Raw genomic sequence first — 15697 nt, forward strand, 5'->3', positions numbered from 1 at the left:
AGGGACGACCTTATTTAAATAACAAACAACTAACGACCGGCCAATTATGACCACAGGCTGCAACTAGAGACCATCTATCGCGCAGGACAAAAAATAACAACACACGCACTATCGGACTAAAAATAACATTCCAGTACTTTTTCACCCTTGCATAATAAAGTGCGGTTTTAATGCACCAACCAAGGGGCGGCCATGAACACGTCAAAGTTATTGGTAGAGCGTATTGGCCTATTTCCTTCTTCGGGGAATATTCACGTCGAGGTGAATAACTCGACCCGTGTCGTCGAGCGCATGCAGGTGTTGTATGCCAGCCATTCCCTGGCCAGCGATGAGTCGGGCGCGGGCTTGTCGATGGTCTTCGCCGACTGGCGCTTCAAGTTGCAGGTCAGCAATGCGCTATCGGTGTGCCTGTGCGTGGAAAGCCGTGGCGACAGCCAGTTCATGCAGGTCAAGACCGCCGAGCTGCTGGCGAATATCTCCGGCACCGAGGAGCGGTCATGAGCCTGTTGGGCGGGCTGCGCCGTGGATATGCCCTGAGAAAACTGACCGGCATGTTCCAGGGGTTTGTGGAGCCGCCAGCCGGCGCACAGTACCAGCAGAACACCCGGGCGATTGGCCACTGGCTGGACCAGCTGCAAGGCAGCTCTCCCCTGCAAATTACTCACACGCTGTTCAAGCAAATGCAGGGCGCGAAGCGTCGGGGCGATGCACAGTGTTTCAACGCGCAGACCGTATTGCTGGAACTGATGGTAGACAGCAACCTGGCCCTGGACCTGGCGAGCTACTCGGCCTTGGTGTGCGCCGCTCCCAGGCGCCAGGCCGGTTCCTGATGGGCTTGCTCAGCACCTGACAGGCTCACGGCGACGCGGTTGAGCAGCAACTCGGCGTTGTACTTGGGCACCAGCGCGCACGCCAATAAAAACATCAGGCCACCGCCCATAAGCCCTGGGGAAAGCTTGATGTTCGCCGCGTCAATGCGCCAAAGAAACGCAAGGGCGGCTGTTGAACCCAGCATGGCGCCGGCAAGGGCCTCATTCAGAGGATGTATGTAAGGCGCTACACAATAAGCACTAAAGCCCAGACTCAGGGTTAACCCCACTAACGCCGCCGGCCAACGCCATCCAACATTTAATTGGCGCACCCATAAACTCGTGGCCACTGTCACCATCAGGCACGTGTTCATCGCATGGCCACTTATAACGGCAATGTCCAAAGGCTGCGCGGACAATCCCCAGCCTTTAAACAGCAACTTGCTGGCCGCGACTATGGAGTAAGTAACACCCACCGTTATTATCCAGGCCCGCAATGCCCAAGGGGTGGAATACCTCAGCCAGACAGCAATCACCACTGCGGCCGGAATCATGACGGTAATGCCGCCAAATTGCGCCAGTTCTGCCCGCATCATTGCCTAACCCTGGAGGAGCCATTTTCGGCGCCCATCAGACCTCAGCCCCACGCAAAACACAACGTTATCTACCGTCAGCATCAAGCATAAAATGCAATTTACTGATCAAATAACAACCCTATGATTCTGAATTTTAATAATTAGGATAGAACTAAACGGCATTTTACAGCGGCTGTCGCGCCCCCTACCTTGGACGAGCATGACCGACCCCCTGCCCGGCGGAGGTACACACTCCCTACTCGACAAGGACAGACCATGAGCATCGAATTCATCGGCTATATCGGCGGCCACCATGCATCCGAAATCCACCCACGCAGCGGTCCGACACTGCAACCGGACTACGTGGAAACCGTGGCCCGCGCCCACGAAGAGGCCGGTTTCGACCGCGCTCTGGTGGCCTTCCATTCCAACAGCCCGGACAGCACGCTGATCGCCTCCCATGCGGCCAGCGTCACTGAAAAGCTGCAATTCCTGATCGCCCACCGCCCCGGTTTCGCCCAGCCCACCCTCGCAGCGCGCCAGTTCGCCACCCTGGATGTGTTCAACGGCGGGCGCACCGCCGTGCATATCATCACCGGTGGCGACGACCGCGAACTGCGCGCCGATGGCAGCCACATTGGCAAGGACGAACGCTACGCACGCACCGACGAGTACCTGAGCGTGGTGCGCCAGGAATGGACCCGCGAACAGCCCTTCGATTTCGCCGGCACCTACTATCAGGTCGAAGGCGCGCACTCCAGCGTGAAGTCGCCACAGCAGCCGCATATTCCGCTGTACTTTGGGGGTTCTTCCAAGGCCGCGATTGAAGTGGCCGGCAAGCATGCCGACGTGTACGCACTGTGGGGCGAAACCTACGAGCAAGTGCGCGAGACCGTGACCCAGGTTCGGGCCGAAGCGGCCAAGCATGGGCGCACGATTCGCTTCAGCCTGTCGCTGCGACCGATCCTCGCCGAGACCGAAGAACTGGCGTGGGCGCGTGCTGACAGTATCTTGCAGCAAGCCACGGCACTGGCCGAACAGAACGGTTTTGTACGCCGCGAACCGCCGAATGAAGGCTCGCGCCGGTTGCTCGCGGCAGCGGCGCAAGGCTCAAGGTTGGATAAGCGTTTGTGGACAGGCATTGCGGGGTTGCTGGGCGCGCAGGGTAACTCCACGTCGTTGGTGGGCACCGCCGAACAGGTGGCAGAAGCGTTAGTGGATTATTACGACCTGGGTATCACCACGTTCCTGATCCGTGGGTTTGATCCGCTCAATGATGCGATTGAGTACGGCAAGCAATTGATCCCCCTCACCCGCCAACTGATTGCTGAACGCGAACAGGCCAAACAGGTCGCGTAAGCAGGAACACTACAAAACCAATGTGGGAGGAGGCTTGCCCCCTCCCACATTCTTCATTTGGCTCGGGATCAGTTCTTGTAGTCGGTATCCGTACGCTCCAACTGCCGAATCAATGCATTCCAATGCCGCGCCACGCCCGGCCCTTCACCGCTGCTATGCGCCTTGGCCTGCTCTTCCACCTTCGCCACCACCTCCTGTGGCGGCAAGACCAACTCCGCATTCCCCGCCGCCTGCGCCGCAATCTGGATATTGCACGCGCGCTCCAACCCTTGCAGTTGCTGGAAGGCATGTTCGACGCTGATGCCCGCCGTCAACAGCCCATGGTTACGCAGGATCATCACACTCTTGTCGCCCAAATCCGCCACCAGCCGCTCGCGCTCGTCCAGGTCGAGGGCGATGCCTTCGTAGCCGTGGTACGCCACACGCCCGGAAAAGGCGATGGAGTGCTGGGAAATCGGCAACAAGCCGTCCTTCTGCGCCGACACCGCAATACCGTCGCGGGTATGAGTGTGCAGCACCGCTTGCAGATCATGGCGTGCGCCGTGGATGGCGCTGTGGATCACGTAACCGGCGTAGTTGATACCGAGGCCGGTGGGATCGTCGACGATGGTGCCGTCGAGGTCGACCTTGACCAGGTTGGAAGCGTTGATTTCATCGAACAACAGGCCAAAGGCATTGATCAGGAAATGCTCCTCCGGGCCCGGTACACGGGCGGAGAAGTGGGTGTAGATATGGTCAGTCCACTTGTACAAGGCCGCCAGGCGGTAGGCGGCGGCCAGTTTGACACGCACTTCCCACTCTTCTGGCGTGACGCGTTGACGAACGTTGTTGGAAACGCTGGAAATCGAGGTGACGCTGCTCATGGCAAAACTTCCTGGATGGCCTTAAAGACTTCCAGGCAAGCCTAGGGGATGCTCAAAAATAATAAAAAGCACATTTTAATCTAAGCTAATTATTATTTTTTTTCATATCAAGCGGCGTCTCGAATCTTGTGCAACGACGCAGCCACCCACTTGCCAAACGCATCCACCGGCCCCTGCAGGTTGCCCAGGAAGTGCGGATAGATCAGCCACAAATCCATCACCGGCTTGAAGTCCTTGAGCGGCATCACCGCCAGTTGCTCACGGTGCGCACTGCGTTCCAGCAGCGGGCGCGGCACCAGGCCCAAGCCCAACCCATCGGCGACCAATCCCAATTGCAACTCGGTGCCGAACGTCTCCAGGTTGACCCGCAGCGCCAAGCCCTGGTCAGACAAGGTGCGCTGCAGGCCAGCGCGGAACCCGCAGCCGTCCGGATTGAGGATCCAACCATTCTGGTACACATCCGCCAGCTTGCACGGCTTCTTCGGCAACTGCGCCTTGGCGCACACCACCACCAGTTCCATCTTGCCGATGGACTCGCCAACGATGTTGTCCGGGAATATCTTGCCCGCCGGGAACAACGCCGCCGCCGCATCCAGCTCGCCGCGTTCGATCTTGCCAACCAACTGGCTGCCCCAGCCGGTCGCGACCTGGGCGCGCAGCTCGGGGTACTCGCTGCGCAGCAGCTTCAGCGCGTCCAGCAGCACTACATCGCCGATGGTCTGCGGTACGCCCAGGCGCAGTACGCCAGTGGGGGGAGCGTCGGTGGCGACCAGTTCACGCAACGCATCCATCTCGCGCAGGATCAACCGGCATTGTTCATACACGCGGGTGCCGATCAGCGTCGGCTTGAGGGGTTTGGTGTTGCGGTCGAACAGCTCCACCCCCAGCGCCTGCTCGAAGTTCTGCACGCGGCGGGTAATGGCCGGCTGGGTCAGTTGCAACGACTCGGCGGCATGGCTGATGGACTGGCAACGAATCACTTCGACAAAGGCATCGATATCGTCAATTTTCATTTGGGCCGCACATAGAGAACAGTCATTAAGATGTGTGCGAAGCATAGTTGCAGGAACGTTATCTGAATAGCCCAGGCTGTGATCGATAACGTCTAACGCTATTCAGACCGGTTCTAAATTACCTTCAGCTATAAGCTAATCATTAAAAAATAGCATATTAACTATAAACATTATGCTTAGATAAACCCATCAACACCGACTGATGGAATTGTCATGACCCAGGCCCGACACCCCGAGAGACTCAGAGCCTTTATTGGCGCCCTGGCGGAACTGATCGACGGCAATCCCCGTGAAGGTGACCTGCTGCACCGTGGCGGCAAGCTGCTCGCGCAACTGGTCAGCCATGATGACTGGCTCCCCGATGAATTCGCCCAACCCAACCCGGAGCGCTACCAGCAGTTCCTGCTGCATGCCGATTCGCGCCAGCGCTTCAGCATTGTCAGTTTTGTATGGGGACCGGGGCAAACCACGCCGATTCATGACCACCGGGTATGGGGGCTGATCGGCATGTTGCGCGGCGCGGAATTTTCCCAAGGTTTTGAACGCGCCCCCGACGGTAGCCTGGTCGCCGAAGGCAAGCCCATTGAGCTGGTGCCAGGCCAGGTCGAGGCGGTGTCGCCCAAGGTCGGCGATATCCATCAGGTGAGCAACGCCCACAGTGACCAAGTGTCCATCAGCATTCACGTGTACGGCGCCAATATCGGCGCGGTACGCCGCGCGGTGTACCAGCCTGACGGCAGCGAGAAACTGTTTATCTCCGGTTATTCCAACGCCTACCTCCCGAACATCTGGGATTTGTCCAAAGAAAAGAGCCCTGCCCTATGAGCACCGTACCGACCCGCAGTTTCGCGCAGATTCGCCAGGCCCTGTTGGACCATGCAGAAGTCGCCCTGATCGACGTGCGCGAAGAAGCGCCGTTTGCTGAATCCCACCCGTTGTTCGCCGCGAATATCCCGCTGTCCAAACTGGAACTGGAGGTGTTTGCGCGCATCCCACGGCGCGATACCCAGGTCACCGTCTACGACAACGGTGAAGGGCTGGCTGTGCGCGCCGCCGAGCGCCTGGCTGCATTGGGCTACACCCAGGTCAGCCTGCTCGACGGCGGCCTCGACGGTTGGCGCAGCGCCGGCGGCGAGTTGTTTATCGACGTGAACGTGCCGAGCAAGGCCTTTGGCGAGTTGGTAGAGAGTGAGCGGCACACGCCGTCCCTGGCCGCCGAAGAAGTGCAGGCCCTGCTCGACAGCCAGGCCGACGTGGTGGTGCTCGACGCCCGCCGTTTCGACGAATACCAGACCATGAGCATCCCCACCAGCATCAGCGTGCCCGGTGCCGAACTGGTGCTGCGCGCCCGTGAACTGGCGCCGGACCCGGCCACGCGCATCATCGTCAACTGCGCCGGGCGCACCCGCAGCATCATCGGCACCCAGTCGCTGATCAACGCGGGCGTGGCCAACCCGGTGTCGGCGCTGCGCAACGGCACCATCGGCTGGACCCTGGCCGGTCAGAAGCTCGCCCATGACCAGTCGCGCCGCTTTGCGCCGACGTCGGAAGAACACCGCCACATCGCTGCCCAGGACGCCCGCCGCGTCGCCGACAAGGCCCGCGTCGGCCGCGCCACCCTCGGCGACCTGCAACGCTGGCAGCAGGAGCCGAGCCGCACCACCTACCTGTTCGATGTGCGCACCCCGGAAGAATTCGACGCCGGCCACCTGCCCGGCGCCCGCTCCACGCCGGGCGGCCAATTGGTCCAGGAAACCGATCACGTGGCCAGTGTGCGTGGCGCACGGCTGGTGCTGGCCGATGACGACGGCGTGCGCGCCAATATGTCCGCGTCCTGGCTTGCCCAACTGGGCTGGGAGGTGCACGTACTGGACGACCTGCAGACGGCGCACTTCAGCGAAAAAGGCGCCTGGGTCGCCCCGGTGCCCACGCCGCCCCAGGCCGAACTGATCAGCCCCCACACCCTCGCCGACTGGCTGGCCCACGGCGACACCCTGGTGCTGGACTTCACCGCCAGCGCCAACTACGTCAAACACCACATCCCCGGCGCCTGGTGGGCCCTGCGTGCACAACTGCCCGACGCCCTCGCAAAAGTACCGACCGCCGAGCGCTATGTGCTGACCTGCGGCAGCAGCCAACTGGCGCGCCTGGCGGTGGCCGAAGTCGAAGCCATTACCGGCAGGCAAGTGTTCCTGCTGCAAGACGGCACCGCGGGCTGGATCAACGCGCAACTGCCCCTGGAAGAAGGCGAAACCCACCTGGCCTCCCCGCGCATCGACCGCTACCGCCGCCCCTATGAAGGCACCGACAACCCCAAGGAAGCCATGCAGGCGTATCTGGATTGGGAGTTTGGGCTGGTGGACCAACTGGCCCGCGACGGTACGCATGGGTTCTATGTGATCTGATCACTTTTCCAAGTCCAGCACAGGTCTCTGTGGGAGGGGGCTTGCCCCCGATTGCGGCGTGTCAGTCAGTCCATCTGATATTGACACACCGTTATCGGGGGCAAGCCCCCTCCCACATGGACCGTATCTACCTTGAGCAATCTGCGGCGTATTCCGGGAGGCCGAAATCAAATGCAATTAGAGAATAATCAATCAATACATAATCAATTATTTTAATAATTAACATATAACCAAAAAGACTTTCACAGCAGGTTCTTATGGGAATAACGTGAAGTCCTCACCGACCCCTTCTCCAGGCGGAGGTAACCGAACCCTTTCACGATCTGCCTGGAGCCAGCATCCCATGGTCTTTACCAACCCTTTCAAACACCTGCTCCTGAGCACCGCCCTGGCCCTTGGCCTCGCCGCCACCGCCCACGCCGCCGACCTGCAACCACTGCGGGTGGCCAATCAAAAATCGACGATCAAGGCCCTGCTCGAAGCCTCCGGCGAAACCAAAGACGTGCCCTACACCATCCAGTGGTCGGAGTTCCCGTCCGCCTCGCCCCTCGGCGAAGCCCTGAATGCCGGCGCGGTGGATATCGGGGCCTTGGGCGACGCGCCCTATGTGTTCGCGCTGGGTGCCGGGGCGTCGCTCAAAGTGGTCAGCATCATCCACGCCGAAGGGCGCAATACCACCGCACTGCTGGTGCCCAAGGATTCGCCGATCAAGACGGCAGCCGACCTCAAGGGCAAGAAAATCGTCACCGGCCGCGGTTCCATCGGGCATTACCTGGCGATCAAGGCATTGGCGACTGCCGGCCTGACCAGCCAGGATGTGCAGTTCATCTTCCTGCTGCCTGCCGAATCGCGCCTGGTGCTGGACAACGGCACCGCTGACGCCTGGGCGACCTGGGACCCCTACACCACGGTGGTCACCTCCCAAAGCCAGGCGCGAATCATCGCCAGCGGCAACACGCTGCTGAGCAACCACCTGTATCTCGCGGCGACCAGCCAGGCCATCGCCGACAAACGCACACAACTCGACGACTTTGTCGCCCGTGTCGACCGCGCCTACGCCTGGGCCAATACGCACCCCGACGAATACGCCGCCGCCCAGACCAAAATCACCGGCCTGCCACTGGCGGTGCATGTGGCCGTGGCCAAGGAAACCCGCCTGAGCCCGGTGTTGATCGATGACAGCGTGATCAGTGGCCTGCAAGCCACCGCCGACACCTATCAAAAAGAAGGCCTGCTGACCAAACACATCGACGTGTCCCAGGGCTTCGACAAGAGCTTTAACGCCAAGCGTGCCCCCAACAACCAAGCCTCGCGCTGAAGGAGCAGAACATGAGCAAGCCACGTCATTTGAAATTGGGAGCAATGGTCCACGGTGTCGGTCACGGCTGGGGCGAATGGCGCCACCCGCAGGCCCTACCGAATGCCAGTACCGATTTCGGCTTCTACAAGCAGCAGACTGAACTGGCCGAAGCCGCCAGATTCGACTTCGTGTTCATCGCCGACAGCCTGCATATCCACGCCAAATCCAGCCCCCATTACCTCAACCGTTTCGAGCCGCTGACGATCCTTTCAGCCCTCGCGGCCCTGACCACCCATATCGGCCTGGTCGCCACGGTGACCGTCAGCTACACCGAGCCCTACCAAGTGGCGCGTCAGTTTGCGTCCCTGGACCATATCAGCGGCGGTCGCGCCGGCTGGAACGTGGTCACCTCGTGGCTCAGCGGCACCGCCGACAACTTCGGCAAGGCCGAGCATCCGCCGCATGCCGTGCGCTACCGCATCGCCAAGGAACACCTGAACGTGGTCAAGGGCCTGTGGGACTCCTGGGAGGACGATGCCTTTGCCTACAACAAGCAAAGCGGCGAGTTTTTCAGCCCGGACAAGCTGCATGCGCTGAACCACAAGGGCGAGTTTTTCTCGGTCAAGGGGCCGCTCAACATTGCGCGTTCACGCCAGGGCCAGCCGGCGATTTTCCAGGCCGGCACCTCGGAAGACGGGCGTAACTTCGCCGCCGAACATGCCGATGCGATCTTTGTGCATGTGGAAAGCATGGAAGAAGGTCTGGCCTACTCCCAGGACCTCAAGCGCCGGGCCAAAGGCTTTGGCCGCGATGCCGACAGCCTCTCGATCCTGCCGGGCATCCGCCCGATTGTCGGGCGCGATGCCGCCGAAGTGGAAAGCCGCTACCAGCAAGCCGTGGACCTGGTCACCGTGGAAGACGCCATCGTCGCCCTCGGTCGTCCGTTCAACGACCACGATTTCAGTCAATACCCGCTCGACGAGCCCTTCCCGGAACTCGGCGACCTGGGGTCCAACAGCCAGAAAGGCGGCTCCGACCGCATCAAGCAACTGGCCCGCGACGAGGGCTTGACCCTGCGCGAAGTGGCCCTGCGCTTCTCGCGGCCCAAGCGGGATTTTGTCGGCACCCCGGAGCAGGTCGCCGATGCGATCCAGACCTGGTTCGAGACCGGCGCCAGCGATGGCTTCATCGTCAACTCGGTGCTGCCGGATGGCTTGCAGTTCTTCACCGAGCTGGTGGTACCGGTGCTGCAACAGCGCGGGCTGTTCCGCACCGAGTACAGCGGCCACACCCTGCGCGACAACCTGAGCCTGGACGTGCCGGCCAACCGTTACAGCGTCGAGGTGGAAGAACCGCAAGAGGCGCTGGCATGAGCGAATCCCTCAACGGTCGCCTACGCTCCGTGGAAGTCGCCAACTTCGAAGCCCTGCTCGAACGCCTCACCACCGAGCTGGCCAGTACTGCGCCGCAGTACGACGACAGCGGCGCCTTCCCCCACGCCAACTTCCAACGATTGCAGGAACACGGCCTGGTCGCCCTCACCGTGCCCAAGGCCCTGGGCGGCGGCGGTGCCAGCCTGGCCCAGGCGCGCAAGGCGATTAGTGCGATTGCCAAGGGCGAGCCGTCCACTGCGCTGATCCTGGTGATGCAATACCTGCAACACACACGCCTGCAAGACAGCAAAACCTGGCCCCCGCATCTGCGTGTGAAAGTCGCCGAAGACGCGGTGCGCAACGGCGCGCTGATCAACGCCCTGCGCGTCGAGCCCGACCTCGGTACCCCGGCCCGTGGCGGCCTGCCGGCGACCACCGCCGTGCGCACCGCCGAAGGCTGGCGCATCAGCGGGCGCAAGCTCTACTCCACCGGCAGCCACGGCCTGAGCTGGTTCAGCGTGTGGGCGCGCAGTGATGACGCCGACCCGCTGGTGGGCGCGTGGCTGGTGCCCAAGGCCAGCCCCGGCGTGACCATTATCGACACCTGGGATCACCTGGGCATGCGTGCCACCTGCAGCCACGAAGTGGTACTCGACAACGTGCTGGTGCCGCTGGACCACGCCGTCAGTGTCAGCCCCTGGAGCGCACCGCAGCCGGAGCTGGACGCCGACGGATTCCTGTGGATGGCGGTGTTGCTGTCCTCGGTGTACGACGCCGTGGCCCAGGCCGCGCGGGACTGGCTGGTGAATTGGCTGCAAGCGCGCCAGCCCTCCAACCTCGGCGCGGCGTTGTCGACCTTGCCGCGCTTCCAGGAAACCGTCGGGCATATCGACACCCTGCTGTTTGCCAACCGCAGCCTGCTCGACGCCGCCGCCGACGGCAACACCCCGGCGGCCAATGCCGCACAGTTGAAGTACCTGGTCACCAACAACGCCATCCGTGCGGTAGAGCTGGCCATCGAAGCCTCGGGCAACCCCGGCCTGTCACGCAACAGCCCCCTGCAACGGCACTACCGCGACGTGCTGTGCAGCCGCGTCCACACCCCGCAGAACGACGCCGTGCTGCAAGGTGTCGGCAAGGCCGTGTTCGCCCAACGCCAGAAGGAACGCACATGACTCAGGTGATTATCGCCAGCCAACTGGGCGAAGATTTCAATCAAGTGATCCGTGAACGCCTGGCGCCGCTGCACCCCGAGGCCCAGGTGATCGACGTCCCCATCGGCGTCCCCAGCGACCTGCCGCCCCACGCGAACATTCTGCTGCTGCGCCCGATCAATGTGCGCGGCTACACCGCCCCGGACACCCCGCCCCCAGGCTGGCCGTACGCCGCGAAATGGGTGCACCTGGTGTCGTCGGGGATCGATTTCTACCCGCAGTGGCTGTTCAATGGCCCGCCGGTGACGACCTCCCGTGGCAGCGCCGCCGACAACCTCGCCGAGTTCGCCCTGGCGGCGATCTTTGCCGCGTCCAAGCACTTGCCGGACATCTGGGTGAAAGACTCACAGTGGAATTTCACCGCGCTGCGTCCACTCAAGGGCACCACTTTGGGCATCCTCGGCTTTGGTGCGATTGGTGAAGGCCTGGCGCAGAAGGCCCACGCATTGGGGATCAACGTGGTGGCGCTGCGCCAGAGCCCGACGCCGTTCGGGATCGACGGGATTGAAGCGGCAAGGGACATCCACGACCTGTTCGCCCGCGCCGACCACCTGGTGCTGGCGGCGCCGCTGACCGATGCGACGCGCAACATCGTCGACCGCGACGTGTTGGGCAGCGCCAAGCCGGGGCTGCATTTAATCAACATTGCGCGGGGTGGCCTGCTTGATCAGGCGGCGCTGCTGGAAGCACTGGACAACGGGCAGATCGGCCTGGCATCGCTGGACGTGACCGAGCCGGAACCGTTGCCGGATGGTCACCCGTTGTACAGCCATCCAAGGGTGAGGTTGTCGCCGCATACGTCGGCGATTTCGACCAACAGCCGCAATGAAATTGCCGATATGTTTTTGGCGAATCTGGAGCGCTACATTTCGGGTACCGAACTGGCAAATCTCGTTAACGCCTGACGCAGTTTAAAAATGTTGGTGTTATTTGATGCGGTAGTGGAATGTGTTGCGCACCGCCGGTACCGCAACAGCCTTGCCATCAACGATCCTTGGCTGATAGCGGAAGGTGTTCGCCGCCGTCAGTGACGGCCGCATGAACAACGGATGGCAGCCGTCCAGTACCCTGGGATTTTCCACGCGGCCCTGGGTGTTGACGCTGTACTCCAGGGTGCAATCGCCTTCGATGTTCTTGTCCAGGGCGCGCTCGGGGTAGTCCGGTGCTTCCTTGCTCAGGGGCTGGTATTGGCGGCTGTCAAAAGCCGGTGCCGCTGCTGGGGTGGGTGTTGCGACGCGGGCTTTTTCGGCGGCCTGGCGCTCCTGGGCCACGCGTTGCTGTTCCAGCTCGCGGTTGCGTTGCTCGGTCGCCAGGCGTTCCTGTTGTTGCTCGACCTTCTTTTCTTCGACACGTTTACGCGCCAAGGCGGCTTTCTCCAGCTTTTTTGCCTGGATTTGTGGGTCCACCGCAGGCTTGACCGGCGCCGGGACCACTACCGGCTCCGGCGGCGCGGGTGCAACGGCCACCGGTTCTGGCACCGGCGCAAGCGCAGGCGGCAGCATGACCAACTGGGTGTGCATCACCCGAGGCGCCTCCACCAGCGGCTTTTGCGTCGACCAACCCACCATCAACGCCGCCAGCACGCCCGCGTGCAGCGCCACCGCCAGGCTGGCGGCGAAGCTGTTGCGCCACACGCCGGACGTATCCCTGGGTTCCATCGCAAGCTGTGGACTGTGCATGATCATCGCCGTCATTGCGGGGCCTCGGTCACCAACCCCAGGTTGCTCACACCGCCTTTTTGCAACACCGCCATGGCAGCGACCACACTGCCGTAGCCGGCATTGTCGTCGGCGCGGATATACACCTGGGTGTCACTGCGCGCCGCTACCACCTGCATGACCTTGGCGCCCATTTCGTCCAGGCTCACGGCGCTGTCGGTCTGGTGGCGGGTGTCGAGCTCGCCGCCGAGGTTCCAGTAGTAGCCGCCGTCGGCTTTTACCGACAGCGTCAGGATCTGCTGGCGGGTATCGGTGGCCAGCGCCTCGGCGGCGACCTTGGGCAGGTCGATCTTCACGCCCTGGGTCAGCATCGGCGCGGTCACCATGAAGATCACCAGCAGCACCAGCATCACGTCGATGTACGGCACCACGTTCATTTCGGCCTTGGGCCCGTGTTTGCGTTGCGGCCTGACTAACATGGGGATGCTCCTGTTCAGGCCGCTACGGCCAGGTTGATCGGGGCGCCGCGCAGGGTACGGTGCAGGCGCACTTGCAGCTCGTTGCCGAAGGCGTAGTAGCGGGTGAGCAAGGTCTGGCCGCGTGCGGCGAAGCGGTTGTAGGCGATCACCGCCGGGATGGCTGCAAACAGGCCGATGGCCGTGGCGATCAGCGCTTCGGCAATACCCGGCGCCACCGTCGACAGCGTGGCCTGTTGCACCTGGGACAAGCCGATAAAGGAATTCATGATCCCCCACACGGTGCCAAACAAACCGATATACGGGCTGACCGAACCCACGGTCGCGAGAAACTGCAGGCCCTTTTCCAACTCGATTTCCTGCTCGGTGATCGCCACCTGCAAGGCACGCTCAACCCCTTCGAGCACCGCCGGGTCATGGCTGTGCAGGTGCTGGTATTCCTGGACGCCGGCGATAAAGATCGGCGCAATCCCGCCCTCGCCTGCCTGCACGGTTTCGCGGTACAGCGGTTGTAAGTCGGGGGCCGCGCGAAAGCGCTGCACAAAGCCGTTCAACTGGCGCTCCAGGCGGCGCAGGACGCTGCCGCGCTGGATGATCAGGTACCAACTGAGCAGCGACGCCAGCAGTAAAGTGATCATGACCGCCTTGACCAACAGGCTGGCGTCACTGATAAGGCCCCAGATCGTCATATGTTCCATCGTCGCGTGCATGGTGATGTCCTATTCGATTAAAAAGTGATGACCGGGTGATGACGGTTCACGGCAACTTCAGCGCGCGGGTCACGTCGGCCCACGGCACGAATTTGAAGTTCTGGGTTTGCTCGGGCATGCGCTTGCGCCCGTCCTGCACCACCAGCATGCCTTGGCTCCACGGCCCGCCAAGGTTGGTCGCGGTGACTTCAAGGCCATCGGTTTCCGAGGCGCCGTCAATACCGGCGGCGGCATTCAGACCGACACGAAACCCGCCGTGAATGGCGAATGGCGGCTCGGCATCCACCACCAGGTAGCTGTCGTTGCCTTGGCTGGAGATCACCAGGTAGTCGCGTTTATCGCTCTGGTACAGCGCCAGGCCTTCGACATCCGCATGCAGTTGCGGGCCGACCTTGATCACGCTGGTGAGCGTGGCCGGTTGATCAGCGCGGGCGTCCACCGCCCAGACGCCCACGTCCTCCTCACCAATAAACAGGCGCTGGCGCTGATCGTCGGCCACACAGCCTTCGGGTTGGCTGTCGACCTTGAACTGGCGCACCAACTCACCCTGCACGCGGCCGTCCGGGGCGCTGAGAAGGTATTGCAGGAAGGTGCCGTCCTTGCCGTTGGCGATGGCATAGATCTCGCCGCTGGCGGGCTGGTACAGGCAGATGCCGTAGATGTCCTTGAGCGGCGTGGGCACTTCACCGGCCTCGCGCAACTCGCCGCTCTGGCGGTCGATGCTGAACAGGCTGAGGCTGTTGTGATCACGATTGCTGGCGACGGCGAGGTCGACGGTCTGCGCGCCCAGCTTGAAGTTGGGGCGCACATCGACGTTGTTCAGGCGCCCGACTGCCAGTTCCTGCAACAGCTTGCCGTCGAGGTCGTAAGCCAGCAGGCCCTGTTTTTTGTTGGTGCCGAGCACGCGGCTTTTCGACGGTTGCTCGGGGTGAATCCAGATCGCCGGGTCATCCGCCGCATCGCCCTGGCGGCCGACCGGGTCGGTTTGACGCACGGCGGCGACTTGCGGCAGCGCCGGCTCGGCTGCTACCGGTTTGGCCTGCCAGTTGAGTTTGCCCTGGTAGAGCTTGCCGCTGTCGTCGTCGCGTACCAGCAGTTGCTGGCCGTTGACGCTCAATTGCTCCGGTTCTTTCAAACCTGGCAGGCGCAGGCTCGATTGCTCGACCCAACGTTCGCCGGTCTGTTGGAACAGATGCAGCTGTGCGGTTTTCGGGTCCAACGCAACCAGGCCGCCCGGCACCAGTGCGATGGCGCCGGCTTCACGCTTCGGATCGTCGAACACGGCCACCGGCGTGCGTTTCACGTCTGCTTCCGGGTGCGCGGGGTAGGCCCACCAGCCGACATTTTCTTCATTCACCACCAACTGATTGGAAGCGTCATCGACCTGGCAGAACTGCGCCGACGGCGGCAACGGGATCCCGCGCACGCGCTGGGGTTCGGTCAGCAGTGTCGAGCCATTGCCCACCAGCCATTGCTCGCCCTTGCCCTCTTCGCCGACCAGAAACACAAACAGGTTGGCCGCCGAATCGCGGTACAGGCACAGGCCGTTCACCGGGTAATCGCGGGGCGGCAGGTACAGCGGCTTGCCCCAGGTCTTGCTGGCGGGATCGAGGTTGATCAACAGCGCTTGTTGCCGATCATTGTCGAGACTGGCGACCAGGATTTGGGCACCGCCAGCGCGGGTATCGAGGCTGCTGAAGTTGCCTGTGAAGCGGGTCAGTTCAGCGCCTTTGGCGTCGAGCAGTTGCAGACCGTCGCGGGTGCTGGCGGCCAGGCGTTCGGCGCCAGTGGGCAGGAAGGCCACGGCTTCGGCGTTCAAGGACGGCGCCCAGGAGCTCAGGGCCAGATCGGTGGCGAATGCAGTGCCGCTGGTGATCAGGGCGATCAGCAAGTACAGCTTGGAAATTCTCATGAACAAGCAAATCCTTCGAAAACAGTGGAG

General features: G+C 62.2%; 16 protein-coding genes. 9 read left to right on the plus strand and 7 right to left on the minus strand.

What is annotated here, in order from left to right; all coding sequences use genetic code 11:
• The first annotated feature begins 192 nt into the window (after window positions 1–192).
• Window positions 193–501 carry a phosphomannomutase gene (locus tag AB3G88_RS15225; RefSeq protein ID WP_244643475.1) on the plus strand — a complete coding sequence of 103 codons (309 nt, stop codon included), beginning with the start codon at window positions 193–195 and terminating at the stop codon, window positions 499–501.
• Window positions 498–830 (plus strand): hypothetical protein, encoded by a 333-nt coding sequence (locus AB3G88_RS15230; RefSeq protein WP_099586866.1) that lies wholly within the window; start codon window positions 498–500, stop codon window positions 828–830. Before AB3G88_RS15225 ends, AB3G88_RS15230 begins: the two co-directional genes overlap by 4 nt.
• Here the strand turns inward: AB3G88_RS15230 and AB3G88_RS15235 are convergent.
• The gene (locus tag AB3G88_RS15235) at window positions 782–1405 is read right to left on the minus strand and encodes a hypothetical protein (protein ID WP_099586867.1); all 624 of its coding nucleotides are present in this window, start codon (window positions 1403–1405) and stop codon (window positions 782–784) included. The two genes, AB3G88_RS15230 and AB3G88_RS15235, sit on opposite strands and share 49 nt — an antisense overlap.
• Window positions 1406–1660: 255 nt before the next feature.
• Here AB3G88_RS15235 and AB3G88_RS15240 point away from each other — a divergent pair, with 255 nt between their 5' ends.
• Window positions 1661–2743, plus strand: a complete 1083-nt coding sequence (locus tag AB3G88_RS15240; protein ID WP_099586868.1) for an LLM class flavin-dependent oxidoreductase — start codon at window positions 1661–1663, stop codon at window positions 2741–2743.
• A 68-nt stretch (window positions 2744–2811) separates the two neighbouring features.
• Here the strand turns inward: AB3G88_RS15240 and AB3G88_RS15245 are convergent, their stop codons facing one another.
• Together AB3G88_RS15245 and AB3G88_RS15250 are read right to left on the minus strand one after the other, a co-directional pair.
• A complete protein-coding gene (locus AB3G88_RS15245) occupies window positions 2812–3606 on the minus strand; it encodes a class II aldolase/adducin family protein (protein WP_250925810.1) in 795 nt (264 codons plus the stop codon).
• A 107-nt stretch (window positions 3607–3713) separates the two neighbouring features.
• On the minus strand, window positions 3714–4619 hold the full coding sequence (locus AB3G88_RS15250) for a LysR family transcriptional regulator (protein WP_099586870.1): 906 nt from the start codon (window positions 4617–4619) through the stop codon (window positions 3714–3716).
• Window positions 4620–4832: 213 nt separating this feature from the next.
• Here AB3G88_RS15250 and AB3G88_RS15255 point away from each other — a divergent pair, with 213 nt between their 5' ends.
• The 6 genes from AB3G88_RS15255 to AB3G88_RS15280 all read left to right on the plus strand — a co-directional run bounded on the left by AB3G88_RS15255 (window position 4833) and on the right by AB3G88_RS15280 (window position 11816).
• Complete coding sequence (locus AB3G88_RS15255; RefSeq protein ID WP_099586871.1) at window positions 4833–5444, plus strand: cysteine dioxygenase family protein; 612 nt, start codon at window positions 4833–4835, stop codon at window positions 5442–5444.
• On the plus strand, window positions 5441–7024 hold the full coding sequence (locus AB3G88_RS15260) for a rhodanese-related sulfurtransferase (protein WP_480450495.1): 1584 nt from the start codon (window positions 5441–5443) through the stop codon (window positions 7022–7024). The genes AB3G88_RS15255 and AB3G88_RS15260 overlap by 4 nt, the downstream gene beginning before the upstream one ends.
• Before the next feature lie 343 nt (window positions 7025–7367).
• On the plus strand, window positions 7368–8342 hold the full coding sequence (locus AB3G88_RS15265; RefSeq protein WP_480450497.1) for an ABC transporter substrate-binding protein: 975 nt from the start codon (window positions 7368–7370) through the stop codon (window positions 8340–8342).
• A gap of 11 nt (window positions 8343–8353) precedes the next feature.
• On the plus strand, window positions 8354–9697 hold the full coding sequence (locus tag AB3G88_RS15270) for an LLM class flavin-dependent oxidoreductase (RefSeq protein WP_480450499.1): 1344 nt from the start codon (window positions 8354–8356) through the stop codon (window positions 9695–9697).
• Window positions 9694–10872, plus strand: a complete 1179-nt coding sequence (locus AB3G88_RS15275) for an acyl-CoA dehydrogenase family protein (protein ID WP_480450501.1) — start codon at window positions 9694–9696, stop codon at window positions 10870–10872. Before AB3G88_RS15270 ends, AB3G88_RS15275 begins: the two co-directional genes overlap by 4 nt.
• Window positions 10869–11816, plus strand: a complete 948-nt coding sequence (locus AB3G88_RS15280; RefSeq protein ID WP_480450503.1) for a D-isomer specific 2-hydroxyacid dehydrogenase family protein — start codon at window positions 10869–10871, stop codon at window positions 11814–11816. The genes AB3G88_RS15275 and AB3G88_RS15280 overlap by 4 nt, the downstream gene beginning before the upstream one ends.
• Before the next feature lie 21 nt (window positions 11817–11837).
• Here AB3G88_RS15280 and AB3G88_RS15285 read toward each other — a convergent pair whose 3' ends face one another.
• The 4 genes from AB3G88_RS15285 to AB3G88_RS15300 are packed head-to-tail and all read right to left on the minus strand — an operon-like array spanning window position 11838 to window position 15667.
• A complete protein-coding gene (locus tag AB3G88_RS15285) occupies window positions 11838–12605 on the minus strand; it encodes a TonB family protein (RefSeq protein WP_480450505.1) in 768 nt (255 codons plus the stop codon).
• Window positions 12602–13048 (minus strand): protein TolR, encoded by a 447-nt coding sequence (gene tolR / locus AB3G88_RS15290; protein ID WP_112195752.1) that lies wholly within the window; start codon window positions 13046–13048, stop codon window positions 12602–12604. Before tolR ends, AB3G88_RS15285 begins: the two co-directional genes overlap by 4 nt.
• A gap of 14 nt (window positions 13049–13062) precedes the next feature.
• On the minus strand, window positions 13063–13755 hold the full coding sequence (gene tolQ / locus AB3G88_RS15295) for a protein TolQ (RefSeq protein WP_099586881.1): 693 nt from the start codon (window positions 13753–13755) through the stop codon (window positions 13063–13065).
• Between the two features lie 46 nt (window positions 13756–13801).
• Window positions 13802–15667, minus strand: a complete 1866-nt coding sequence (locus AB3G88_RS15300) for a phytase (RefSeq protein ID WP_480450509.1) — start codon at window positions 15665–15667, stop codon at window positions 13802–13804.
• Window positions 15668–15697 lie beyond the last annotated feature (30 nt).

The sequence above is a fragment of the Pseudomonas arvensis genome (assembly GCF_056688935.1).